This window comes from Yersinia aleksiciae, from assembly GCF_001047675.1.
Taxonomy (GTDB): Bacteria; Pseudomonadota; Gammaproteobacteria; order Enterobacterales; family Enterobacteriaceae; genus Yersinia; species Yersinia aleksiciae.
Genome location: NZ_CP011975.1, coordinates 245,363 through 271,193, shown reverse-complemented (window position 1 = coordinate 271,193; position 25,831 = coordinate 245,363). Strand labels below are relative to the sequence as shown.

The window sequence follows — 25,831 nt, the reverse complement described above, 5'->3', positions numbered from 1 at the left end:
TATCCAAGCCATAAATAATCACGCGCTAAATAAGAAAACCCGCCAAAAGTTCTGACGGGTTTTCATGGGATGCTCGCTAATTTTCTATTTTATTGAGTCACGACTACCTATTTTGGTGTATGAAGCGACGAGCTCAATTAATAATTGGTTAGTTTCGGTTAACAGTGCCAGATATTCGATGCCCTGCGCAATAATTGTGGGCTTATCATGTGTATGCAGCAGCGATTCGAACTTAATACAGCTGTCTACCAGTTGTTGCGCATCAATCAGTTGTACACCGCCTTTAATGCGGTGCACCAGACTCGCCATCTCTGGGTAAATATCATCAGGGATTTCGGTGTCATCAGCCGTCGCCAACTGATTATATCGCTGTGTTAGTGCCTCAGTATCCTGCGAACTACTCTCCAGCAATGATTGCAATAACTGCAACTCTACCTCAGCACTGCCTCCAGAGAGCGATCTTAACTTATCTTGCGCCGCCGTAAGCGGGGATTGCGGTAATTTAGCTGCTTCACTGCTTTTTGGGCTAACAGGATTGTCACCTGCGGTGTGATGACGGTCTGCGCTCATACCACCAATAATCTCCTGGCGCAGCAGAACCGTGCGTAAGGTGTCGATGGTCACAGGTTTGATCATGCAATCATTCATTCCGGCGTCAGTACATCGGCTGGTGCTCTCTTCCCGCGCATCCGCCGTGCAGCCAATGATGATCATCTCTTTTATCGCAGGGCTACTCCGGATATGCGCCGCCAGTTCATAACCATTCATCAATGGCATATTGTAATCGGTGATGACCACATCAAAGCTATAATGCTGCAATATTTGCCAGGCTTCCGCGCCATTCTCTGCACTCATCACCTGCTCGATACCGATAAAGGCCAACTGCTGCTGGAGTAACTGACGGTTAGCCGGTAAATCATCCACCACCAAAACACGTAGATTTTTTAAATGACCCAGCTGTTTTTCATCAGCATGCAGAATGGTCGTATCTTGGGGAATATCATCCTCAGTGGCGATCTCTAGCGGCAAGGTAATAAAGAGGCTAGTGCCTTTACCTAGTTGGCTCTCCAGGATGATTTGCCCGCCCATCTTATGAATCAACTGATGGCAGATCCACAGCCCCAATCCAGAGCCACCGAAGCGCGGTGATTTCCCTTCGTTAGCTTGGCTAAAGGGTTGGAATAGGGTGGCTTGTGCTGCCAGGGAGATACCAATACCAGTATCGGTAATATCGATATTCATTATGCCGCGCGTGCCATCCATCGGCTCCCAAGTGACATCTATCGAGACACCGCCTTGCTCGGTAAATTTCAATGCATTGCCCAACAGATTTCCCATCACCTGCCGCACTCTTAGCATGTCGACCATCAGCAACGGCGGGATATGCTCATCCAGCCAGCCAGAGAATCGCAGTCCGCGCTCATCGGCAATCGGCTGATAGATAGTGAACATCCGCTCCATTTCCTGACGGAAATCAACTACCGCCGGGTGAACACTCAGTTGACCGGCCTCAATTTTAGCGGAGTCGATAATGTCATCCAGCAGCAGCATCAGAGACTGGGCGGTTTTGGATACGGTAATTAACGTATCTTTCTCGACCGGCTGATCACTGCGTATTTCCAGCTCCAGCAAGCCCATAATGGCGTACATCGGTGTGCGCAGTTCATGACTGATGGTGGCAAGGAAGGTACTTTTGGTGCGGTTGGCGCTTTCGGCTTCGACACGGGCCGCTTCCAATTCACGCTCAACCGTTTTACGTTGGCTGATATCCAGCCAGCCACCGAGCAAACTGCGCTCTGCATTATCCAGCGGAATAATCCACAGGAAGATATCCCGCAGCTCCTCGTTAATCTCAAGGGATAAATCCACCAGTTGTGGCTTTCTATCCAGCAAGACATAGCGACAGTATTTATCTATCTCACGATCGAGCTGACTGGTCATTGGCCAGTGGGCTGACTCACTCTTCTGATTGAGCATATCGTTAAGCTTATCTTGGTGCGCGGCAGCAAAGTGGCTGTTATAAACCGCTAGCTCTCCATTCGCAGTCCGAATGAATACCGCGAAGGGCAAGGCATTAATGATCGACTCTTGTTGCAATAAACGGGTATGTAACAACATGGCCTGACGGCGCTTATTGAACACCAGATAACAGAGATATAAGCCAAAGACCAATAATAGCCCTGAACTTATTTTCAGCGCGATCATCAGTAATTCATTATCTAATGTCTTGCTATCAAAACTCACCGGGTTAGGTTTAAATGTGCTCCAGTCGCTGATCAGATTGTCTAACTCTTCCGGCGGAATAGATTCAATCACTTTATCAATGATGGCTTTTAATTCTGGCAACCTCGGGCTGATACCAAATGCCATCATCAATGGCTCTTCACCTGCCACCGCCACGGTTTTAATATTAGGGCTAAAGTTCTGCGCTGACAGATAGTTGGCCGTCATCATATTTTTGATGACCGCATCAACTTTACCCTGCTGTAACCAACGCACCAACGTCATGGTATCGGGGGCTTGCACAAAAGTAATCTTCTGAGCCAAGAGCGGATTACCAATAATCCCACTGGAAGCACTGCCCGCTTGTATGCCGACCCGTTTTCCTGCCAGATCGGCCACATTGTTGATATCAATACGGTCTTCGCGAGTCAGTATCCCCCATAGGGATTGGGCAACTGGCGAGGAGTAAAGATTGTGCCCATACATACCGTTTCTTACCGCCACAATCGGCAGCATATCGATTTTACCGGCGACAAAATCACGGACCCCTTCACCGCTATCTTTGGTGTAAACCGGTTCGAATTTAATCCCGGTTCGACGTGAAATAATATCGATAAGATCGACGGCGAAACCGGCCATCTCACCTGTCTGGCGATCACGAAAAATCAGAGGGGCCAGATCAAGGGGAGCGACATAACTCACCACCGGATGTTGTTGAATCCAGCTAACCTCTTGTTCGGTCAAAAGCAACTTAGCATCAATATTGTAATGATGTTTGCTACCAAACCAACGTTGCTGAATATCTCCGGTCGCCCGAGTGGGGAGCAGTTCTAGGATCTGATTAATGTAATCAATGAGTTTTTGATTACTTTCCCGCGCCAGGAATGTATAGGGGGCAGGGTGGTAGGGCGCAAAGTTGCGAATTTGCAACGTCAGCAGCTGCAACTGGTCAATCAAATAGTTGGCAGAGGTGGCATTAGAGACAAATACATCGGCATTACCATAGGCAACAGCCAGCAACCCCTGTAACTGATTAGGGTAGGCGACAATTTTGTCGGCATGATAATTAAACAAAAACTCTGGTGAGAGCGGCTCGTTATTGACGATAGCCACGGTTTCCGGGTGAGTGCGTTTGGTTGGGTCCCAATTTTTGCTGCGGACTTCAACATGCCGGTTAGTAAAGAAGGCATGGGAAGCAATCAACCCCGGCTGAGCAGGCATCGGGGTTCCGGCCATTAAATCAATCTGACCATTCTCCAGCGCATTCAACACTAATCCATAGTCGCAATAACCAATCATCTGGAAAGAGAGTTGGCTGGCATCACTGATGATTTTCAGGTAATCCGCAACAATACCTTCAATGGCATTATCATCGCGGTTAACCACAAATGGGGTATTGGCATCAATGACCACCCCCACTTTCACCGTGCGCCGACTTGATTGGCGCGTGTCGGTGGAAGGGGTAAGTAATAGGTCTTCGCTATAGCTATTAGCGATGCTGTGTATCGACAAGGGCTGTCCAGTGTCACACCCTTGGCGGCCGGTCATCACGGCGGCATGAAGTTGCCCGCTAAGTAATAGCAAGCAGGACAGTAAGATGAGTAAGGAAAACCAACTACGTAAAGAAGACTCGGTTCGTCGGAAACCAGACCCGACTGAACTACACCAAATTATGGGTATGCGCATAATCTGCCAGTTCAATGACCGAACTTAACCCTAATTTAGTCAGGATTCGGGTTTTATAGGTACTGACAGTTTTGTTGCTGATAAACATTTCGTCGGCAATTTGTTTATTAGACAAGCCATTCACCAGATAACGTAAAACATTAATTTCTCGCTCTGACAACAAACGCGCCCGATTGACAGGATCATGGCTTGAAGGTTGCCCGGCTAATTGGGTCAAAGCTTCAGATGGGAAGAATGAATAACCTCGTAATACGTTCTGTGCGGCAAACAGAATTTCGCTAATATCTTTATTCTTACTGATGAAGCCGTTGGCACCAGCCTGTAATGCGCGTACCGCAAAAACTTGCTCATTCTTGGCGGACAAGAATAATGATTTACCGGTAAACCCGCGTTGTTGCAGTTTTTTCAGCAACGAAAAGCCATCGAAATTAGGTAATTCAATATCGATAATGACTAAATCAACAGGATTGTTTTTTAATGTTTCTAGTGCTTCACTGCCATCGACAGATTCATAAATTGTTGAAAATTCATTACTTTGCGATAGTAACGCCCGAATGGCGACACGTATAGCCGGATGGTCATCAACGATCATCACTGATTTTGTCATGTTATCTCCATAAACTGTTATATCTTGGGATTCGCAGGGTTAATTCACTGCCCCTCACTCGCACCGATAGACTCCAAATGATTACCCAAGACGAGATAAACAAGAACCACTACTGCCGATGCCCAAAGTACTATTTCGGTGATTCTAATCTCTAATTATAGATTATCAAGAAAAGATTCTTGCTTATGTATAGGCTGCTGGACTCGAACCAAGCCAATGGGCTTATTCTACCTAGTGAGTTGATTATAAACGAGTTAGGAATTTTTTTAATTAAATAATAATAAATGCGTCAGGAAAACAGATGAGAAATAGTTAATTTATAATTCTAAATGTAAATATATACGATTTTTCGGGATGGGTGTAGGAAATTTCTATAATCGATTCTGCTACTTATTCCAGCATAAGTATCATAGGGATAGGTAATGCGGTGATAATGGCATCGCACTCACAGCATAATGCCAATACATTAGTGATGCTTAGGTTACTATAGGTTGTGACGCGACAGATCGAAAGCAAAAAACCCGCTTAGTTTTCTAAGCGGGTTTCTCTAATTTGGCTCCTCTGACTGGACTCGAACCAGTGACATACGGATTAACAGTCCGCCGTTCTACCGACTGAACTACAGAGGAATCGTGTGAACGAGGCGAATAATAGCGGGGTATCAGGGGCATGTCAAAGGGGAAACCGTAAATTTGAATCGTTTGCTTAGAGTTTGTGCAACTTATTGAGATTTTTGGCTTTTAGCTCAATGTTTATGCGGAAAATATCCGGTGGATATCCGATAAAGGGGCGGGCAGCCCTGTTCTTCGCTGCCCGCTCACCGGTTTACTCGGGGGTATCCGCCAACACAAACATGCCATACGGGTGGATTTGCAGATAATAACTGTCGCCAGGTGCCGGTTGCAGTTGCGTGGCGTTTACTTGCAGCAGCAATGATTGCCCATGCCAATCCACCAGAACTTCATACTGCGGCCCCATATAGGCCACTTTATTGATGGTGCATCGCTGGCTGGATTCGCCCTGCTGGCTCAGGGTGATGGCCTCCGGCCGTACGCCCACGGTGGCGTGCTGGTATCCGGTGGCAAATCCTAGCGGGCGTGGGATGTGATAACCCAATATCTCAACGCTGTCACTGTTGATTCGCGCAGGGAAGACGTTGGCATCGCCCATAAAACTGGCCATAAAGTGGGAGGCAGGCTGGCGGTACAGGGTTTGTGGCGCTCCCATTTGCATAATTTTGCCTTTATTCATCACCAAAACGGTATCAGAGACGGCAAAAGCTTCACTCTGGTCATGGGTGACATACAGCGATGTAATATTAAACTGCTGCTGCAATTCACGGATTTTATCGCGCATACTGCGGCGCAAGTTGGCATCCAGATTGCTCAGTGGCTCATCAAATAGCAGCACTTTTGGCTTGAGGATCAACGCCCGCGCCAGTGCTACCCGCTGTTGTTGCCCACCGGAGATCTGGTCAACAAAGCGGTCAGCAAAACCCGCTAAATCCACCAGCGCCAATGCTTCTTGCACGCGCTCACGAATCTCATCTTTGGGTCGCCCAAGCATTTTCAGGCCATAGCCTATATTCTCCCCCAACGACATATGGGGGAACAGGGCGTAGGACTGAAACACCATACAGATATCTCGCTGTTGGATAGATCTGTCGGTCACATCTTCACCGTCGATAAAAATCTGGCCGCCAGAGGGTTTCTCCAGCCCTGCCACCAGCCGCAGGACCGTGGTTTTGCCGCAGCCGGATGGCCCGAGCAAGGTGACCATTTCCCCTTTCGGGATCGCCAGATTTAAGTCGTCAATCACGGTATGGGTGCCAAAGCGTTTGGTGACGTGCTTGAGTTCGACAAAATGTTTTTTATCAACAGCAGTATCGTTATTAGACATAATATTTGGCCTTATCAGTACGTCATTATTCAGCATTGCTGGCTTTTGAGCGGGCAATACGCGCTTCGCCAACCAGATAATCAAACAGGAAGATGATGGCGAGCATCACCACAATCAGAATGGAACCATAGGCAATTGCTATACCATATTCTCCATCTTCCACGCGGTTAAGGATGTAAGAGGTGGCGACGCGAGTATCCGGTGTAACCAGGAAGACGATGGCACTGACGGTGGTCATGGCGCGTACAAAGCTGTAAATCAGCGCGGACAGAATCGCCGGACGCAGCAAGGGCAGCAAAATATAGATCACGGTGCGCAGTGAACCGGCCCGCAAGCTCAGTGATGCCTCATCCAGCGATTTATCTAACTGCCCCAATCCGGCAATCCCGGCACGTATCCCCACCGGCACATTGCGCATCACCATCGAGATAATGACGATGGCGGCTGTCCCAGTCAGATAGACCGGTGCACTGTTAAAGGCCAGAATATAGGAGACGCCCGCCACCGTGCCCGGCACCGCGAAGCAGAGCATGGTGCTGAATTCGATGGTTTTTTTGCCACGGAACTGTTGGCGTACCACGATATAGGCGATCAGCAGACCGAAGGCGGCAGTGATAGGTGCGGCAATCCCGGCATACAGTAAAGTATCGAGCAGCGAAGGCCATGCGCCATCACTGAAACCTTGGCCGAATAGCTGATTAAAGTTATTCAGCGTCAGGGTATAATCGACCCCCCAGTTGACGGTAAAACTGCCGTAGAAAATGCTGCCGTACAGCAGGACATTAAAGGCGATCCACACATACAGCATGGCGGTGGTGCCCCACACCAATGACACCGGCAGTGGTTGCACGTCGCCACGGGAGGATTTGCCGGAGATGGTGACGTAGGAGCGTTTACCTATCCACATATACTGGATGCAGAAGATAAACAGCGAGAACATCAGCAGAATGACGCCCAGTGTCGAGGCTGCCGGATAATCGAGTTGTGCACCGGTAATATAGAAGTAGATTTGCGTGGCGAGCACGTCAAAGTTCCCCCCCAGCACCAGCGGGTTACTGAAATCCGCCAGCGACTGCACAATCACAATCAAAAATGAGTTCGCCAGCGCGGGTTTCAGCAGCGGCAGAAATACCTGCATAAAAGTCTGCCAACGGCTGGCACGCAGAGTGTAGGAGGCTTCTTCCAGTGACGGATGAATAGTTTTAATCGCGCCGTCGAGGATCATAAATGACATCGGCGTAAAGGCCAAAACCTGTGCCAGCCAGATGCCGGTGAAACCATACAGCCAGTTGGTATTGGTCAGCCCAAACCACGTGACCATCAACTCGGTCACGTAGCCGGAGCGGCCCATCATCAGGGTGACGCCCAGCCCGACCACAAAAGGCGGGGTGACAATCGGTAAAATCGAGAAAATACGCCCCAGCAGCGCTGAGCGTTTGGCAATGCGCGTGGTGTAGATCGCCAGCACCATGCCGAAGAAAGTACAACCGATACCGACCGCCACCGACAGCAGGAACGAGTTCCAGATAACTTGCAGGATATGGGCCTGTCCGAGGATCGCCATAAATTGCCATGGTGCAAAAGCCCCGCTCTCATCGGTAAAAATCGGGATGAAAATCGCGATGCTGGGGAACAGGATAAAGACGGTAATCAGGGCAATAATGGTCACCAGTGACCCAAGGACAAAGCGGTCGCCCCCCAGCCACTCAAGGCGAGCCAGTGCCAGCGTAATGATTGCGCCCAAGGCAATAAACAGCCCAATGGTGGCAAAACCTAGCCCACGCTCTAGCCAGGCGGAAGTGACCACCACGAACAGGGCGCAGAACAGAGCATAACCAGCATCAAAATAGTGGCGGCTACGCTGCTCGCGGCCCGCCGGTGATAGTGGGCGGAAAAGCAACAGCAGCGGCAGGGTAAACCACAAGGTGCTGATGTTCAGTCCAGACCAACCATAAGCGGCCAATAGCTCAGCGCGACTGGCTTCAAGTAGGCCGTAATCCAGACTGAATGCGGGTAACAAGGCAAAAGCAGCCACGGCGAAAGCCAACCAATAGAATATGGCATCCCGTGACTGCGGGATCCGCAGAGTGTGTGTCATGGTGTTCCCCAGAGATAACCTTTGTCATTGACGCCGCAACTGTGTTCACAGGTTGCAACGCCAATGACAGGGTTATAGAGATAAGCGATAAATTATTTACCGGCGTCGAAATTGCGTGTGGGCTGTTATTGCCCCATCTTGACGTCATTAACCCACTTGGTGATCAGCTTCTTACGCATCTCGGTAGCACCGTAAGTGTCCATGTCGTAGTCAATCAGCTTCAGGTCATCGAGCTTGAGTGAGTTAGGAGAAGTCGCGGCGGTAGTATTGGTCAAAATCTGGTAGGACTGACCTTTCTGCCACGCCAACTCTTGTGCGTCTTTTGATAGCACCCAGTCAACGAATAACTTGGCGTTATCCAGATTACGCGCGCCTTTCAGAATGCTGACGCCGCCGATTTCATAGCCAGAACCTTCACAGGGTGAGATCAGTTTCAGCGGCGCACCTTTCTCTTTTTCCAGCGAGTAATCATGCAGGAAGCCAATGCCGATGGTGGTTTCACCACGGGCGGCGTTACGGGCCGGAGCAATCCCCGACTTGGTGTATTGCGACACGTTAGCGTTCAGTTTTTTCAGATAATCGAAGGCCGCCTCTTCACCCCACAGCTGCGAGAAGGTGGCTAACGCGGTGTAGGCCGTGCCGGAGCTTTGCGGATCAGCAATCTGGATTTCGCCTTTGTAGACCGGATTGGTCAGGTCTTTCCAACATTTTGGCTCCGGCAACCCTTTTTCTTTCAGGCGGTCGGTATTTACGCCTATGCCCAGAATGCCAATGTAGACCGCCGAGGAGTAGTTACCCTTGCGTTTTGCCGGGTCACGGAATTGCGGCATGATCTGCGACAGATTGGGGGATTGGTAGGCATAGAGCAGATCCATCTCACCGGCTTGGGATTGTGGGTCCAGCGTGCCGCCATACCAGACATCCGCCTGCGGGTTCTTTTTCTCTGCATCCACTTTGGCCAGTGTGCTGCCGGAGCCATTACGGATAAAACTGGTTTTGACATCATATTTTGCGCCGAAGGCTTTGGCTTCTTCTTCACACATGGCATTGGTGGCACTGCAATAGATCACCAAGCGGCCTTCGGCCTTGGCGACAGTCGTAAAGGCGCTCAGTGCGAGGCCAGCAGCAATCAGTACAGAGAGAGGTGCAAGTTTCATAACATTATCCTTTTTATTCCCTGATGGCCCGAAACCGGGTCACAAACAGAGTTATCGTTGTAGGAGAGGTATTATTTGACGTACTTTTACTCTTTGTCCGCTGGGATAAAGCGCTTTCCCGTCGGTTCAAACCCTAATCGATTGATGCCGGTCATCAGTAGCGGCATCAATAACAATCCAACACCGGCCGATGCCAGTGTGAGCAAGGCGAAAAACCCTTGCCAGCCATAATGTTGCAGCACCTGTGCCAGTGGCCATCCGGCCAATGCAGCGCCGAGATAGGCAAACAAGCCGAGAAATCCGGTGACCGTTCCCGCGGCATCTTTATGGGTGTATTCCGTTGCCGCCAGGCCAATCAGCATTTGCGGCCCAAAGACAAAAAAACCGATACTGAAAAAGGTCACTGACAGCAGCGGATAGTTATCTACCGGAGCCAGCCACAGCGCGGTCATGGTCAGAAACAGCCCCAGAGCGAATAACAAAATCATCGGCGCACGCTGGCCGCGAAACAGCAGGTCCGATCCCCAGCCAGCAAACAGCGCACCACACAATCCCCCCAACTCAAACAGCGACAAGGTGGCGTTGGCACTGAGTAAATTCACCCCGTGGCTCTCTGCCAGCCAGATATTGCCCCAGTCGTTGAGGGCGATGCGGATCAGATAGACCAGCACATAAGAGACCCCCAGCAACCAGATAGTGCGGTTGCGCAAAATCGCATCGCGGAAGATACGCCCCATCGGCATCGGTGGGCTTTGCTGCTCCTGCCACTGATCCTGTGGGTCGCGCCGCCACTGGCCGATAGTCGGCAAACCTTGCTGCTGCGGCTTATCGCACAATTGCCAGCACAGCCAAATGCCTAAAACGATACCGATGGCACCCGGCACCAGTAGCGCGGCCTGCCAACCATATTGCGAGGCCAGAAACGCCGAGAGCAGCGGCACTGCGGCACCGCCAATGCTGATAGAGGTATTCCAGCAGCCCCACCAAGTGCCACGTTCATTGCGTGAATACCATGTGCTCAGCAATTTGGCGCAAGGTGGCCAGCCCCATCCCTGAAAGAAGCCATTTAATGTCCAGACCAGCAGCAGGGCGGGTAGGGTATGGCACAGGGTAAACACCACATTCAGCACCCCGGTCATCATCAAGCCGATACCCATAATCCAGCGAGCTTGGGTGCGGTCACTGACGATACCCGAAACAAATTTAGAGCCGCCGTAAGCCAGATAGAACAGCGTGCCGAGCAAGCCGATATCCCCTTTATCCAAGCCCAGCTCCAGTTGCATCACTGGCATGGCGTAGTTGACACTTTTGCGTGTCAGATAAAAGGCGGCGTAACCCATCACCATGGCGGCCATCAGGCGCGGTCGCCAGTAGCGGTAACGCGCATTCACCTGTTCCGGCGTCAAAGGCTCAGGGGGTAAAGTCTTTGACGACAAAAGCGATGCAGCCATGGATTCCTCCGGTAATTGAAGTGAGTGTAAGGAAGGTCAAGGTGAAAGAGATGAGATAAGGTTTTAGACGGCTAGGAATAATGCTTATTTATGCCGGCTTTTGATCCGGTTCTGTGGGCAGGCTCACAGAGTCGGTGGTGCGGACATGAGTCGGCAGGTTCACCACCACGCGCGTCCCTAAACGCCGTTGCAATAACCAGTCACCGCCCAGCGCCCGTACTCGCTCCTCAATGCCGCGCAGCCCCAGCCCGCCGCTTTGGGGTTGTACCGGAATGCCCATGCCATCATCGCGCACCTCCAGTGTGATGATATTATCGGCAAGGCGTAGACTGACCTGAATATTGCACGCGTTAGCATGCTTATTAATGTTATTGAGCAGTTCCTGCACCAGTCGATACAGGGTAAACACCACCGCATCCTCACCGGGGCTCGGTGGCAGTGAGTAATCGAGTTGGAAAGTGATCCCTTGCTCGGCAAAAGCAAACTCTTCTGCCAGATGCTGTAGCGCTTGATCCAGTGGCATTTCATCCAGCACCGGCGGGCGTAATTGGCGCAATAGTTGGCGGGTGGTTTGGTGGATTCGCTGCGACAAATGACTGATCTGATTGGCCGCAGATTGCGCCGCAGGGGTCGGCGCACTGCGATTGACTAGCATCGCCTGAATTTGAATGGCGGTGATGTTCTGACCAATCTCATCATGTAGCTCGCGGGCAATCTCTTTGCGCACATCCTCCTCGGTATGCACTAAGCGCGCCATCAGCTTGCGGCGGGTTTGCAACTCTTGCTCCAACTGATTGCGATAGCGGTGTAGGCGCTGTGCAAGCTGCTGCTGACGACTGATGGCGATCCCCAGTGTCAGCCCCAATAGTGCTTGGGTCGAGAGGAAAAGTTCCAGCTCAGTTAAATCATGAAATGCGCCGCTGGCTTGACGCGTGACGGTGATCATCAGACTACCTAATACCGCCGCCAATACCCCACCTTGCCAGCCGAATTTGTAGGCCATAAACACGTTGGGCAGAAAGACGAAAATTAGCAATAGGCGCTCCATATTCGGCGCAATCGCCACCTGCACACACACCAGAATGGCAAAGATCAACGAGCACCAAATCAGCAGCGAGGTGCGCAGCGGCGGGTCAGGAATCTGCTGGGAAAATAGATTTCGAATATGCTGCTGCTTTAAGTATTCATAGATTAGATAGGTGAACGGCACCAGCAGAATACCGCCGGTAAAGGTGGCGAGCAGCGTCTGAGCGACAGGCAAGGGCAGCCACAAGCTCAGTACCGCGCCGTGTAGCAGACTGTTCCCCGCCACGGCGGTCAGCAGCAGCAACAACCGTTGCCAATAGAGGCTGTAGTGATGCCAGAAGCGTTGGGTCAGCCAGGCGGGCAGCAAACTCAAGAACGGCGACAGCAGAATCAGCGCGGAGGTCTGTAATTGCTCGCTATGTAGCCACCAGAGTCCGGCGCACTCCGCCAGCAATAGTACTGGCCAATAGCGCCGAGGCAGCAGAATCATCAACGCCAATCGCAGCCCTTGCGGCAGCAATAGAACGGCGTGCAAGCCGTCATCGCTCAGATAAAAACTGATGGTCCACAGGGCCAGCCAACTCAGAGAGAAGAAGATGACCAGAAACAGCGATAGCCCCACAGACCGCAGTTGCCACATCTCAATTACCTGCCAACAACTGGTGTTGTAGCGCAAAATGCACTAACTCGACGGTGGTTTCACACTGGAGTTTGCCCAGAATATTCGCCCGATGCACATGCACAGTTTTGTGGCTGAGTAACAGTTTCTCGGCAATAGATTTGACACTTATTCCATTGATCAATAGCTGGAAGATCTCTTTCTCCCGAGGTGTCAGCACGGCCAGTTGTTGCGGCTGCTGCGGCATATGGCGTAGCGCCCGCAGCGCGTCGGAGCAGAGATAGAGGCCACCGCCACTGACGGTGCGCAGCGCTTGGACTAGCTCATCCGGGCCGCAGCGTTTGGTCAGATAGCCACTGGCTCCAGCATCCATCGCGCTTTGCACAAAGGCGGTGGTGTCATAAATACTCAGAATAATGGCGCGGAAATGGGGCATTTTTTGGCGCAGGCGCTTGAGCAGACTTAGCCCGCTTTCGTCTGGCATCGAAATATCCATCACCGCAACCTGGACATCAATATTGGGGAGATTGGCCCATGCCTCAGCCGCTGAACCATATTCGCCAATAATGCGAATATCTTTTTCCAGTGATAGCAACTGGGCAAACCCTGAGCGGACGACAATATGGTCATCTATCAATGCAACATTAATCATGATTTTTCATTATTGTGGAGCAGATAGATGCATGATGCTGATCAATCATTAGCTGAGCAATAATTGTTATCAGAAATGTTAGAGGCTTAACATATGCAAGCTAAATTTGGTGAGGAAACAGGCAATTGTTGCGGTAAAATACTGCGCTCCACGGGGAAGTGGAGCGCAGAGAGTGGGCTTACGCCAGTTTCCTGCTGCGATAAATACGCTGCGGCCGGCCAACCTTGCCATAAATGATCTCTGCCTGTAGCGCTTGGTTGGTGGCACAGAACTCCAAATAACGGCGAGCGGTGGTGCGGCTTAACCCGAGCGCTTGCGCGACATTTTCTGCGGTGTACTCGGCGGCATTATTACTGAATAGCGTTTGGATTTTATCCAGCGTCATCTGGTCGATCCCCAACGGCAGTGTCACTTTTTGCTCGCCACGGGCATAGGTATTGTACATCTCATCGATCTGGCGCTGATTGACCTTAGTGCCATCTTGCAATACCTGATGACGGTGGCTGTATCGCGCCAATGACTGCTCCAGTCGCTCGTAGGCCACCGGCTTAATCAGGTAATCAAACACCCCATAGCGGATAGCTTCCGACACGGTTTCACTGTCGCTGGCGGCGGTGACGAAAATAATGCCACCCGCGAAGCCCTGTAAGGTCATTTCACGTAATAATTCCAAGCCACTACCGTCGGGCAGATAGTTATCTAACAGAATCAAATCGGGCTTAAAGCGCGCCACCATACTGCGGGCTTGCTGCAAATTGCCCGCCAGCCAGACTTCATGGCAGTAGCTGCTCTGCTTGATAAATTCTGCGTGCATCTCTGCCAGTGGTGTTTCGTCTTCTACCACTAAAATATTAAGCCATTCCATGGGATCTCCCCGTCTTTGAGATCAATGCGTCTTCGGAATAAAGACTGTAAATAGGGTGCCACGTGGCGGATTTTCTTCTATCGTAATGGTGCCGCCACTTTGCTGAACATAGGTCGCCACCAAATACAGGCCGATACCGTGTTCATCTGAGTTTTTAGAGCTGATACCCCGTTCGAACAGGCTATCTTGCAATTGTGGGTCAATGCCGCACCCGTGGTCAGCGACCTCGAGAATCAAATCATCACCTTCATCAGACAGGTAAATCTCAATCTGCTTATCGCTGTCCGGATTTTTTAAGCTGGCCTCAAAGGCGTTATCCAGCAAATTCCCCATGATGGCGGCCAGTTCATTCTCGCCAATAGTTGGGGGCAGGTTGCTCAACTGACAACCGGGAACAAAGTTCAAGTTCAGCCCTAACTCTCTGGCGCGGTGGTATTTACCAAACAGTAACGCGGCAATCTGCCGGTTATTGAAGGCGGTACGCAGCATATCAATCAGGGCCTGATGGGAGGAGGATTCGGTTTTCACCATCTCCAACGCCCGATCAAACTCTTTCATCTGTAACAGCCCGCTCAGGGTTGACATCCAGTTCAGATGCTCGTGACGGACGGTGCGCAGATTCTCGACATATTGTTGAATCTGGCTGAGCTGAGCACTGAGGGTATGGATATCATCCCGACTACGAAAACTCACCACCCAGCCTTGAAACACACCCTCTTCCGACCAGATACCGGCCCGGTTAGCGATAGTATTCAAGCCATTAAAGGTACAAAGTTCATCTTGGCGGTTATCGCCGGTTTGATCGAGGAAGAAGTGGTCAGGTGAGACGACCTCACTGACTTTGCAACCAATCAACTGCTGTGGCGTGGCTGAGATGCGTAGCATTTTACGCGCATTTTGATTGATTGCAGTGATCTTCCCCTCAGGATCAACCGCAAGTAGCCCTTCAAATACCGCCCCGAACAGTGCCTCTTGTTGGCGCAATACTCGCGCTATCTCTTTCGGTTCCATCCCCATCATTTGACGGCGGATATGGTGGGCAAACAGCCATGACAGCAATAGCAACACCGCCAGCACGATGATAAACGAGTGGGTGAGGGGTAGCAGGTAAATAAGCCGCCAGTGATCGATTTTGCTGATCAGGTAACCCAGCGATACTACCCCAATGATTTTGCCTTGCTCATCGCGGATCGGGGTTTTGGCGCGCATGGCTTCACCCATCGAACCTTTACCAAAGATAATGTAGCTCTCGCCCCTTTCCAGTGCGCCGGGTTTGGTCCACTGCATCGGGTAGCCGATCATCTCCGGATTGGGATGGTAAAGGCGAATGGATTGGGTATCGCCGATCACCAGATAATCCAGGTCAGAGGTATTGCCCAATCGACCGACAATCTCTGCCAACTGGGCTTTATCGCGATGTTTAACCGCATTCACCACGGAATCCATCGACGCGATAATTTTGGCCTGATTCATTGCGGTTTTACTGACTTGATCCAGCAGGTATTGCTCAAAATTGTGACTGAGGAAGCGATCCAATGCACCAACGAGCAGAATCGAGACAGTGAGTAGCAGAAAGAATATCCGCAGCGGGAAGGCCATATTCTTTAACCGGCTCCACATTCGGCCGCGCCATGTTAATTTACTTGTTGCGGAAGAAACGGGAGACATTCTACTCACCTTAATTAACATATGAACCATTAGTACAGGCGTTAACATAAGTCAATTTAGGCAATAATTAAATAGCTAAGAAAAATAAAAATATATATTAATAATTAAGAAAATTAAAACCATTAAATAACTTATATTTACTGCTTTATATGTGAAATAGGTCAATTAATCAGGCTATTTTTATGTTTAGCATGTGCTCGTCAAATAATTCTAATTAAAAAACGAGTTCCAATATCTTATTTCGTATTGTTGTTTTTATGTGAATTTTTTATTTAAAGAGTAAATGCTAAGTTATTTTATTTTTCGATATTTAACTTGTTCTTTATTTGTTATGCAAACGTTATAGCAGAGAGTCAATTATGGATGCGGTATTTAGCCGAATTAATCGTTCAGACCATCAGCGGATTGTAGAAATAACACGTTTCTTACGTGCTAACGATCTGAATATAGATACCACTGTCGACGTATTTATTACCGTAAGCCGTAATGAAAAATTGGTGGCCTGTGGTGGCATCGCTGGCAATATTATCAAGTGCGTGGCCATCAGCGAAGAGGTCAGGGGCGAAGGCCTGGCGCTAACACTGGCAACCGAGCTGGTCAATTTGGCTTACGAGCGTCATCACAGCCATCTGTTTATCTATACCAAAACGAAAAATGAGAGCTTATTTAAAGATTGTGGCTTTTATCCGATAGCCAGTGTCCCTGGCATTGTGGTGCTAATGGAAAATAGTGCCTGTCGTTTACAGCGCTATGCCAAACAGTTGAGCCAATTACGTCAGCCGGGGCAGAAAATTGGCAGCATCGTGATGAATGCCAATCCTTTTACCCGTGGACATCAATATTTAGTGCGTCAGGCTGCGGCACAGTGTGATTGGTTACATCTATTTTTAGTGAAAGAAGATAATTCACGTTTTCCCTATGACGATCGGCTGCAATTAGTTCTCGATGGTACACAAGATATTGCCAATCTCACCGTGCATCCCGGTTCGGAATATATGATCTCTCGCGCCACCTTCCCCTGTTATTTCATTAAAGACCAGGGTGTGGCGGATGACTGCTATACCGAAATCGATCTGAAAATATTCCGTCAATATTTAGCGCCAGCACTGGGTGTGACTCACCGCTTTGTGGGTACAGAGCCATTTTGCACCGTGACCGCCAAATATAACCACGACATGAGCTACTGGCTGGAAACGGCGTCATTGCCATATCCACCGATCTCACTGGTGGAAATTGAGCGCCTTAAATATCACAACACTGCCATTTCCGCCTCTTGGGTGCGCAAATTATTAGCGCAGGGAGACGCCGAAACCATACGCAAACTGGTGCCGCCTGCCACCTGTCACTACTTACAGCGACTGCTGGCACAGCGCGCGCAAAAGGCCGCCAGCACCGAGAAAAGCGCCTTACCCGCAAAGAATCCAGCCCTGTTTTAGTCGATTAACGTGGGTCGATAAAGCAGGGCGCAAAGATAGGTACTGAGACGTCAGTCAGTCACCACTGAATTTGAAGATAAGTTAATCAGGTGAAAAATGAAAATTATCAGAGAGGCCGTCGCCGGAACACTGGAGTCGAGCGACGTTATGGTGCGTATCGCGCCATTAAATCCACCGGAAATAGACCTACAAATTCACAGCAGTGTGGATAAGCAGTTTGGTGAGGCCATTCGCTACAGCGTACTGGCGTTGCTGGAACAGCATCAGGTCACCGGGGTGCAACTGATTATTGATGATAAAGGCGCACTGGATTGCGTTTTGCAGGCACGACTGGAAACCGCACTGCTCAGAGCCTGCGATGAAAAAATTCTGCCATGGAGAGCGCAGTGATGAAAACTGAAATGAAAAACAGAATGCGCCGCAGCATGTTGTTCGTCCCCGGTGCTAATGCCGCCATGGTGAGTAACGCCTTTATTTATCAGGCAGATGCACTGATGTTTGATCTAGAAGACTCGGTTATCCTGCGCGAAAAAGATGCTGCCCGCCGTTTGGTTTATCACGCCTTACAACACCCGCTTTATCAAGATGTAGAAACCATTGTGCGGGTCAATGCGCTGGATTCCGCTTATGGACTGGCAGATTTGGAAGCGGTGGTGCGCGGTGGGGCCGATATCGTGCGCCTGCCGAAAACCGATAACGCGAAAGATGTGGAGGATATGGCGCGAGAAATCAGCCGTATCGAGTCCGAGTGTGGTCGCGAAGTGGGCAGCACTGGCCTGCTGGCCGCCATTGAGTCAGCGCAAGGGATTACGCAGGCGCTGGCAATTGCACAAGCTTCTGAGCGCCTGATGGGGATCGCATTGGGGGCGGAGGATTATGTCCGCAACTTGCGCACCGAGCGCTCACCAGAAGGCATTGAACTGCTGTTTGCACGCTGCTCAATTTTGCAGGCCGCCCGCGCAGTGGGGATTCAGGCTTTCGACACCGTCTACTCCGATGCCAATAACGAAGCCGGATTTTTGCAAGAAGCCGCGTTGATCAAACAATTGGGCTTTGATGGCAAATCGCTGATTAACCCGCGTCAAATCGAACTGTTACACAACCTCTATGCCCCGACCGAAAAAGAAGTTCGCCATGCGCAAGCGGTGGTTGATGCCGCCACGGCCGCGGAAGCTGAAGGGCGCGGGGTGGTCTCCCTGAACGGCAAGATGGTGGACAGCCCAGTGATTGAACGGGCGCGGTTGGTTTTGCAACGTGCAGTCAGCGGTTTGCGTGAGGAATAAAAGATGAATAGGCAACAACGAGTAGAAAGCTTCAGTGTTCGCCAGGATAACGGCCCGGCGTATCAGCTATATCAAAACGCCTCTAAAGCTAATTTGCAGGCGCAAAAGCCCCGTGACATCAAAATTTGCGATTCATTGGAAAAGGCGATTCGCCGTTCAGGGCTGCAAGATGGCATGACCATCTCTTTCCACCACGCTTTCCGTGCCGGTGACTTAACCTTGAATCTGGTGATGGATGCCATCGCTGCCATGGGTTTCAAAAATCTACGATTGGCCTCCAGCTCCTTGAGCGATTGTCATTCGCCACTGGTGGATCACATTCGCAATGGTGTGGTCAGCGAGATCTACACCTCCGGTATGCGCGGGCCACTGGCCGAAGAAGTGTCACGTGGATTACTCGGTAAACCAGTACAAGTTCACTCTCACGGTGGGCGGGTTAACCTCATTGAATCCGGCGAATTGACCATTGATGTGGCCTTTATCGGCGTGCCAGCTTGTGACGAATTCGGTAATACCAATGGTTTTGGTCAAATAAATGGTCTTAGCGGCAACGCCTGTTGCGGCTCTTTGGGCTACGCCAGAGTGGATGCCGAATATGCAGCGTGTGTTGTGCTGCTGACTGAAGCGCTGGTGGCTTATCCCCATCACCCCGCCAGCATTACGCAAGATCAGGTTGATTTGATTGTGCAGGTTGAAAAAGTGGGTGATGCCGACAAGATTGGCGCTGATACCACCCGCATGACCTCCAATCCCCGCGAATTACTGATTGCTCGCCGTGCTGCTGAGGTTATCGCTGGATCGGGCTATTTTGTCGATGGATTTTCACTGCAAACTGGCACTGGCGGGGCATCACTGGCGGTCACCCGTTTTCTCGAAGATAAAATGCTGCGGCGCAAGATCACTGCCGGTTTTGCTCTCGGCGGCATCACCTCGACCATGGTGGATCTGCATGAAAAAGGGCTAATTACCAAGCTGCTGGATGTCCAAAGCTTTGATCGGCAGGCGGCCTCCTCACTGGCCCGCAACCCGTGTCATATCGAAATCAGCGCTAATCAATATGCCAATTTCAGCTCAAAAGGGGCGTCTGTCGACCGACTGGATGTGGTGGTGCTCAGTGCGCTGGAGATTGACACTGGTTTTAACGTCAATGTGCTGACGGGTTCAGACGGCGTATTGCGCGGTGCTTCCGGCGGCCACTGTGATACGGCGGTCGCGGCGCGATTGTCGATTATCGTCGCACCCTTGGTACGTGGGCGCATTCCAACACTGGTGAATGAAGTGACCACCTGTGTCACCCCTGGCTCCAGTATCGACATTTTAGTGACCGATCACGGTATTGCCGTCAATCCGGCTCGACCAGAGCTGGCCGAGCGCTTGCAGCAAGCAGGATTGCCGGTGGTGACCATCGAGTGGCTCTATCAGCGCGCATTGATCCTGACTGGGGTGCCACAGCCTATCAAATTCACTGATCGCGTCGTGGCCGTGGTGCGTTACCGCGACGGCTCGGTGATTGATGTTGTGCATCAGATAGAGGAGTAGGCGATGAATACGCTCTCTCCGGCATTAGCGGCTAACCGGCCCATCAGTTTGCCCGAGTTGCTCACCAGCCGTGAATCGCGCCAGCACCGGCAACAACTCTGGTTGGCGCGCCATCAGGTGAGCTTGATTTCACTCACGCTGGTGGCCCCCGGCGCGGTGAAGGATAACCCGTTGACCCGCAAGCTGTTTGCACTGGCATGGCAGGCCATTACTACTTTGTGCCAACAACAGCGCTGGTCGGTGTTGCAGCAAGAAGTTTTTCCTTTACCGACTGGCTGTGAAGGCTTGATTGCCGTTGATTTACCTGCTGAGCAGGTGAAAGACGCGGCAATGCTCCTCGAGCTGAAACACCCGCAGGGCCGGTTATGGGATATCGATGTGCTTGATGCCACCGGACAGATCTTGTCGCGCCGTGACGTTGGCTTGCCGCCGCGCCGCTGCCTGCTGTGTCATCGCCCCGCCAATGTGTGTGGTCGGGCGCAAACCCACAGCGTCGACGAATTATTGACTCAGATGGAGTTGATGCTCAATGCCACAACTGCAACGCACTGACGCAAGGGCGACGCTATCACCCTCGGTGCTGGCTGGGGGGGCTTCTGGCTTCTCAACCTACTGGGGGGGGCTGGCTTATCGGGCGATGCTGACCGAGGTCAATCTGACACCCAAGCCCGGTTTAGTCGATCGCTTCAACTGTGGCGCACATCGAGATATGGCACTGATCGATTTTTATGACAGTGCTGATGCTATTGCCCCCTGGTTGCCGCGCTTTATTGAGCATGGTATCAGCCATCACCCTTTGCAGGGGCAAGCGGCGCTGAGCAGTTTGCGCCCACTGGGATTGGCGTGTGAAAACAGCATGTTTCGCGCCACGGGCGGCGTCAATACCCATAAAGGCAGCGTTTTCTCACTGGGATTGCTCTGCTGCGCGCTGGGGCGGCTGAAAGCCCGTGGTGAATTGATTCACGCTGATGCCGTTTGCCAAGAGGCAGCGAGTCTCTGCTGCGGGCTGACCCAACGGGAGCTGTGCCAGACCAACCCACAGCAAACAGCGGGGCAACGCTTGTTCTATCAACATGGACTGACGGGCGCACGTGGTGAGGCGGAATCGGGCTTCGCCACCGTATTAACCCATGCCTTACCTGCGTATCAGCGCTTGTTAGCTGCTGGTACGCAACCTGATCACGCCCTATTGCACACCTTGCTGATTTTGATGTCCGTCAACCGCGATACCAATGTGGTCTCCCGTGGCGGTATGGCGGGGCTGCAATGGCTACAACAACAGGCGACGGAAATTCTGGCTTCACTCTCACCGGCAGGGATGGGTGACCCCCTCAGCCAGAGGCGGGTGCAAGAGTTTGACGCCCAATGTATCGCTCGCAACCTGAGCCCTGGCGGCAGTGCTGACCTGCTGATCTTGACCTGGTTGCTGGCGCAGTTCCCTCACCATCCCGCTCACAAAAATAATAACGGTGTTATAGGAGTCTCTTTATGTTGAAGTCGCAAGAGAAATTATGGAAAGCGCTCGCGCCCTTTGTGGTGCTGGCCGTTCTGCTGCTGATCCCGACCCCAGAAGGAATGCCCCCTCAAGCATGGCGCTATTTCGCGATTTTTGTCGCCATGATTGTGGGTATGATTTTAGAGCCGATCCCCGCCACGGCGATCAGTTTTATCGCGGTGACGATTTGTGTGCTCAGCTCTGACTGGGTGCTATTCAGCGCCGCAGAAGTGGCTGATGCTGGCTTTAATGGCGGTAAAGAGTCATTGAAATGGGGGCTGGCAGGATTCTCCAGCACCACCGTCTGGCTGGTCTTCGGCGCATTTATCTTTGCTCTCGGCTATGAAGCCACCGGACTGGGTCGCAGGATCGCCCTGTTCATGGTGAAGTTTATGGGTAAGCGCACCCTGACACTGGGCTATGCCATTGTTATCATCGATATTCTGTTGGCCCCTTTCACGCCATCGAACACCGCCCGTACCGGTGGCACTGTGTTCCCGGTGGTGAAAAACTTACCGCCGCTGTTCGATTCCTTCCCTAATGATCCGTCGTCACGGCGCATTGGCGGCTATCTGATGTGGATGATGGTGATTGGTACCAGTATCAGCTCCTCCATGTTTGTGACGGGCGCGGCACCTAACGTGTTGGGTATCGAGTTTGTGAATAAGATCGCTGGTGTCCATATCGGTTGGATGCAGTGGTTCTTGGCATTCTTGCCGGTTGGGTTAATTTTGCTGATCGTGGCACCTTGGCTCTCTTATGTGCTGTATAAACCCGGCGTGACGAAAAGTAATGAAGTGGCGGCGTGGGCGCAAACAGCACTGAATGAGATGGGGGCACTGACTCGCAAAGAGATGATTCTGATCGGATTAGTGCTACTAAGCTTGTGCTTATGGGTGTTTGGTGGCGCATTTATTGATGCGACGGCAGTCGGCTTGCTGGCCGTATCCCTAATGTTGGCGCTGCATGTGGTGTCGTGGAAAGATATCACCAAATACTCCAGCGCTTGGAACACCTTAGTTAACCTGGCGACACTGGTGGTGATGGCAAACGGCCTGACCCGTTCCGGCTTCATCGATTGGTTTGCCAACACCATGAGCACTCATCTGGACGGTTTCTCACCGACGATGACGGTGGTGGCGCTGGTACTGGTGTTCTACTTCTCTCACTACCTGTTTGCCAGTTTATCTGCGCATACGGCCACTATGCTGCCAGTGATTTTGGCGGTAGGTAAAGGGTTGAGTGGTGTGCCGATGGAGCATCTATCCATGTTGCTGGTGCTCTCTATCGGCATCATGGGGGTGCTGACACCTTACGCCACCGGCCCTGGTGTGATTATCTATGGCTGCGGCTATGTGAAATCGAAAGATTACTGGCGGTTGGGCGGGATCATGGGGGTGTTCTATATCTCCATGCTGCTGCTGGTCGGCTGGCCAATCATGAGCCTATGGTACTGAGTTAAAATCCTGTTCTGACAACAAGTTATGTGGTTAGACAGGGTTCTAATATTGTGGTGGCGAAGGTTAACTACTACTATAAAGCCGATGAATCAATAGGATTAGGATAATTTGTGACGTCGGTATTTATCCGTAACTTTACCTTTGCCGCACTGCCCGCCAGCGGTTTGAATGGTCAGCCACTGTTTCACGGCGTGTTGGCGAAATGCGATTTTGATGTCAATGAATACCGGGATGAACTCTTTGCTGTCTACGGCATTGCGTTTCCCAGTAGCTTGCACAAAGCCGTGAATAAGCGGCGTGCTGAATATCTGGCCGGGCGCTTTGTGGCCCGCCAAGTTCTGAATATGCTGGAAATCCGCGACTATCCACTGACCAATGGACTGGATCGTGCACCACTGTGGCCCACCGGCCTAATTGGTAGCATCAGCCATAACAGCCAACGTGCTTTATGCTCGGCTCAAGTCATCACTCCCGCTGTAGGGCCATTAACTGAAAGCCGCGCTGCCCATGGTGTTGGGCTGGATATCGAAGGGTTGATTCCTGTGGAAAGGGCCAAAGATCTGTGGCCCGGCATTCTCAGTGAGGAGGAGTACCGCGATTCTCAGGAAGGCCCATTGCCTTTCAACCATCTACTGACGTTAGCCTTTTCAGCCAAAGAGAGCTTATTTAAAGCGATATATCCACAACTGGGTCGCTACTTTGATTTTCTTGAGGCGCGTCTCATTAGCTATTCGCTGGTCTCAGGGCGCTTTGAATTGCAGCTATTACGCGGTTTAAGTGATGATTTCCCCGCGGGCCGCTGTTTTACGGGCTGTTTCACGGTTAATGACAATGATATTCAAACATTTATTGCTTATTAATCTTGATGCTATCGACGCCGATGACGTGTGCTTCTCGCTAAGATTCCCTTACACGTAAAACCGCTAATTCTATTTATAACGCAATGATTTAAAATCGACTTTATTTCTCGGGATGCCAGCGCGCTTCGTGGTTTTCGTGCAGCTCAAGCAGTGCTTCAGCAAAGCTATCATCGAGGGTATAAAAATAGCTTTCGGGGACATTCAGCACGCGGGCAAAGGCACAAACAGTCTCAAATGTTGGGCGGTGAGTGCCGCTCTCATAATGAGACATCCGAGAATAAGCGGTTGCTTCATCAATACCAGCAAGCACGCCCAGTTTTTCTTGCGTCAGGTTTGCCTTTAAACGAGCTGTTTTCAAACGTTTAGGGATCATCAGTTTTTTGCCGTGAACATCTATATTGACGACATCTTTAGCATTCCTTAAGATTGATTTTATTTAGAGTTACTAAAGTCGCTAACTCTGGGTGAAAAACCGTGACTGGTTTTTCTGTTTACGTCAAAAAAGGAAGGTACTTTTATGGATAAAAGTGATTGGCATCAGGCAGATATTATTGCGAGCTTGCATAAGAAGAAGACTTCGTTGGCCTTTATCTCTCGTCAAGCGGGTTTGAAATCATCAACATTGGCGAATACGCTGAAGTGCCCGTGGCCAAAGGGCGAATTTCTGATCGCGGCAGTGTTGAATATCCATCCCTCAGAGATTTGGCCTAGCCGGTATTATGATGAGGCGGGTAACCTAATTGATCGCAAGAAGCGGATCAGGATCAGATAAGTTGCTTTTTGCTTTGATAAAGCAATAAAACAAAAAGCCCGCTTAGTGACCTAAGCGGGCTTCTCTAATTTGGCTCCTCTGACTGGACTCGAACCAGTGACATACGGATTAACAGTCCGCCGTTCTACCGACTGAACTACAGAGGAATCGTGTGAACGGGGCGCATGATATCTAGCATGCCTGTGACTGTCAACGTTAAATGAGTGCATTTGGATCGACTGCTCAGCATCTGAGCAATCGAGGGCCAAACGGCGCTATTGTTTTTCCCAACGTTTCAGCCGGGCCAACGGGTCTTGGCGATAGAAAGCGCAAAAATGTTGATAAACCGCAGGGAAGCGGCCTTCCAATAACTCAGGCGCGCTGAAAAAATACTCAGATAGCACGGCAAAACACTCCGCTGGGTCACTGGCGGCATAAGCATCCATGCTGGCGGCCTCAACCCCCACCATATCTATCTCATCTTGAATATTATCCATCGCCTGATGCAGGTCATACTCCCACGAGGCGACATCACGCATGGCGATGGGCGGCACACCGTTTGAGTTGCCACCATTACGCATATCCAACTTATGTGCGGCCTCGTGAATGACCAAATTAAAGCCTGATAAATCAAAAGAATCTTGGACATCTTGCCAATTCAGGACAATCGGCCCCTGCTCCCAACTCTGGCCAGATTGTACCGTTTGACCAGAATGCACCAAGCCGAGATCATCTTGCCACTCATCCTCAACCACAAAAGGTGAAGGATAGATAAGCACCTCATGAAAGCCATCTAACCATTTGGCGCCCAGTTCCATGACCGGCAGCGCGAACAGCAGTGTAAGACGAGCTTGCATCAGTGGGGTCAAAACTAACCCCTGTAACGGCACTAGCCGTTTTTGTTGCAGCAGATGACTTGCCACAGAGACCAGGCGCTCTTGCTCCTGCTCATTCAACGGCGCTAACAAGGGGATATTTAGGGCTTCATGCCACTGCGCAAGTATCTCCGCTTGCGGTTGATTTGCTTTCCACAGCCACTTAATCATCAGGTTGCTC

The 25,831-nt window shown here is 50.9% G+C and carries 21 protein-coding genes and 2 tRNA genes; 9 read left to right on the top strand and 14 right to left on the bottom strand.

The genetic code is table 11. The annotated features are described in order from the left end of the window. Window positions 1-84 precede the first annotated feature (84 nt). The 11 genes from ACZ76_RS01405 to dpiB all read right to left on the bottom strand — a co-directional run bounded on the left by ACZ76_RS01405 (window position 85) and on the right by dpiB (window position 15,903). Window positions 85-3,909 carry a response regulator gene (locus tag ACZ76_RS01405; protein WP_074007658.1) on the bottom strand — a complete coding sequence of 1,275 codons (3,825 nt, stop codon included), beginning with the start codon at window positions 3,907-3,909 and terminating at the stop codon, window positions 85-87. Next, on the bottom strand, window positions 3,884-4,516 hold the full coding sequence (locus ACZ76_RS01400; protein WP_048616131.1) for a response regulator transcription factor: 633 nt from the start codon (window positions 4,514-4,516) through the stop codon (window positions 3,884-3,886). Before ACZ76_RS01400 ends, ACZ76_RS01405 begins: the two co-directional genes overlap by 26 nt. A gap of 553 nt (window positions 4,517-5,069) precedes the next feature. Next, window positions 5,070-5,145 (bottom strand) — tRNA-Asn (locus ACZ76_RS01395). Window positions 5,146-5,341: 196 nt separating this feature from the next. Then, on the bottom strand, window positions 5,342-6,415 hold the full coding sequence (fbpC, locus tag ACZ76_RS01390) for a ferric ABC transporter ATP-binding protein (RefSeq protein WP_048616129.1): 1,074 nt from the start codon (window positions 6,413-6,415) through the stop codon (window positions 5,342-5,344). Between the two features lie 25 nt (window positions 6,416-6,440). Next, on the bottom strand, window positions 6,441-8,513 hold the full coding sequence (locus ACZ76_RS01385) for an ABC transporter permease (protein ID WP_048616128.1): 2,073 nt from the start codon (window positions 8,511-8,513) through the stop codon (window positions 6,441-6,443). 125 nt (window positions 8,514-8,638) lie between these two features. Beyond that, window positions 8,639-9,670 carry an ABC transporter substrate-binding protein gene (locus ACZ76_RS01380; RefSeq protein WP_048616125.1) on the bottom strand — a complete coding sequence of 344 codons (1,032 nt, stop codon included), beginning with the start codon at window positions 9,668-9,670 and terminating at the stop codon, window positions 8,639-8,641. A gap of 86 nt (window positions 9,671-9,756) precedes the next feature. Continuing rightward, a complete protein-coding gene (gene uhpC, locus ACZ76_RS01375; protein ID WP_048616123.1) occupies window positions 9,757-11,121 on the bottom strand; it encodes an MFS transporter family glucose-6-phosphate receptor UhpC in 1,365 nt (454 codons plus the stop codon). An 88-nt stretch (window positions 11,122-11,209) separates the two neighbouring features. Beyond that, on the bottom strand, window positions 11,210-12,787 hold the full coding sequence (locus ACZ76_RS01370; RefSeq protein WP_048616121.1) for an MASE1 domain-containing sensor histidine kinase: 1,578 nt from the start codon (window positions 12,785-12,787) through the stop codon (window positions 11,210-11,212). A 1-nt stretch (window position 12,788) separates the two neighbouring features. Next, window positions 12,789-13,418 carry a response regulator gene (locus ACZ76_RS01365; protein ID WP_048616119.1) on the bottom strand — a complete coding sequence of 210 codons (630 nt, stop codon included), beginning with the start codon at window positions 13,416-13,418 and terminating at the stop codon, window positions 12,789-12,791. Between the two features lie 178 nt (window positions 13,419-13,596). Then, window positions 13,597-14,283 (bottom strand): two-component response regulator DpiA, encoded by a 687-nt coding sequence (dpiA, locus tag ACZ76_RS01360; protein ID WP_048616117.1) that lies wholly within the window; start codon window positions 14,281-14,283, stop codon window positions 13,597-13,599. A gap of 21 nt (window positions 14,284-14,304) precedes the next feature. Beyond that, window positions 14,305-15,903, bottom strand: a complete 1,599-nt coding sequence (gene dpiB, locus ACZ76_RS01355; RefSeq protein WP_071840456.1) for a sensor histidine kinase DpiB — start codon at window positions 15,901-15,903, stop codon at window positions 14,305-14,307. A 407-nt stretch (window positions 15,904-16,310) separates the two neighbouring features. On the opposite strand from dpiB, the gene citC reads away from it, so the two are divergent. The 8 genes from citC (at window position 16,311) to ACZ76_RS01315 (ending at window position 24,024) form a co-directional block, all read left to right on the top strand. Continuing rightward, window positions 16,311-17,387, top strand: a complete 1,077-nt coding sequence (gene citC / locus ACZ76_RS01350) for a [citrate (pro-3S)-lyase] ligase (protein ID WP_048616116.1) — start codon at window positions 16,311-16,313, stop codon at window positions 17,385-17,387. Window positions 17,388-17,483: 96 nt separating this feature from the next. Continuing rightward, the gene (gene citD / locus ACZ76_RS01345) at window positions 17,484-17,777 is read left to right on the top strand and encodes a citrate lyase acyl carrier protein (RefSeq protein WP_032898964.1); all 294 of its coding nucleotides are present in this window, start codon (window positions 17,484-17,486) and stop codon (window positions 17,775-17,777) included. Beyond that, a complete protein-coding gene (locus ACZ76_RS01340; protein WP_048616111.1) occupies window positions 17,777-18,670 on the top strand; it encodes an aldolase/citrate lyase family protein in 894 nt (297 codons plus the stop codon). The genes citD and ACZ76_RS01340 overlap by 1 nt, the downstream gene beginning before the upstream one ends. A 3-nt stretch (window positions 18,671-18,673) precedes the next feature. Beyond that, window positions 18,674-20,209, top strand: coding sequence for a citrate lyase subunit alpha (gene citF / locus ACZ76_RS01335; protein ID WP_048616109.1), 1,536 nt, complete (start codon window positions 18,674-18,676; stop codon window positions 20,207-20,209). 3 nt (window positions 20,210-20,212) lie between these two features. Next, window positions 20,213-20,761: a citrate lyase holo-[acyl-carrier protein] synthase gene (citX, locus tag ACZ76_RS01330; RefSeq protein ID WP_048616106.1), complete on the top strand. Its 549-nt coding sequence runs from the start codon at window positions 20,213-20,215 to the stop codon at window positions 20,759-20,761. Then, window positions 20,739-21,704: a triphosphoribosyl-dephospho-CoA synthase CitG gene (citG, locus tag ACZ76_RS01325; protein ID WP_048616104.1), complete on the top strand. Its 966-nt coding sequence runs from the start codon at window positions 20,739-20,741 to the stop codon at window positions 21,702-21,704. The genes citX and citG overlap by 23 nt, the downstream gene beginning before the upstream one ends. Next, window positions 21,698-23,161: an anion permease gene (locus ACZ76_RS01320; RefSeq protein WP_048616102.1), complete on the top strand. Its 1,464-nt coding sequence runs from the start codon at window positions 21,698-21,700 to the stop codon at window positions 23,159-23,161. Before citG ends, ACZ76_RS01320 begins: the two co-directional genes overlap by 7 nt. 113 nt (window positions 23,162-23,274) lie before the next feature. Next, window positions 23,275-24,024: a 4'-phosphopantetheinyl transferase family protein gene (locus tag ACZ76_RS01315; RefSeq protein ID WP_048616100.1), complete on the top strand. Its 750-nt coding sequence runs from the start codon at window positions 23,275-23,277 to the stop codon at window positions 24,022-24,024. A gap of 100 nt (window positions 24,025-24,124) precedes the next feature. Here the strand turns inward: ACZ76_RS01315 and ACZ76_RS01310 are convergent, their stop codons facing one another. Next, on the bottom strand, window positions 24,125-24,397 hold the full coding sequence (locus ACZ76_RS01310; RefSeq protein ID WP_048616098.1) for a helix-turn-helix domain-containing protein: 273 nt from the start codon (window positions 24,395-24,397) through the stop codon (window positions 24,125-24,127). 144 nt (window positions 24,398-24,541) lie between these two features. Between ACZ76_RS01310 and ACZ76_RS01305 the strand changes: the two genes are divergently transcribed. Beyond that, entirely contained in the window at window positions 24,542-24,796 is a 255-nt protein-coding gene (locus ACZ76_RS01305) for a helix-turn-helix domain-containing protein (RefSeq protein ID WP_048616096.1), read from the top strand. A 70-nt stretch (window positions 24,797-24,866) separates the two neighbouring features. Here ACZ76_RS01305 and ACZ76_RS01300 read toward each other — a convergent pair. Together ACZ76_RS01300 and mtfA are read right to left on the bottom strand one after the other, a co-directional pair. Continuing rightward, window positions 24,867-24,942 (bottom strand) — tRNA-Asn (locus tag ACZ76_RS01300). Window positions 24,943-25,050: 108 nt separating this feature from the next. Next, window positions 25,051-25,821 (bottom strand): DgsA anti-repressor MtfA, encoded by a 771-nt coding sequence (gene mtfA / locus ACZ76_RS01295; RefSeq protein WP_048616093.1) that lies wholly within the window; start codon window positions 25,819-25,821, stop codon window positions 25,051-25,053. Window positions 25,822-25,831 lie beyond the last annotated feature (10 nt).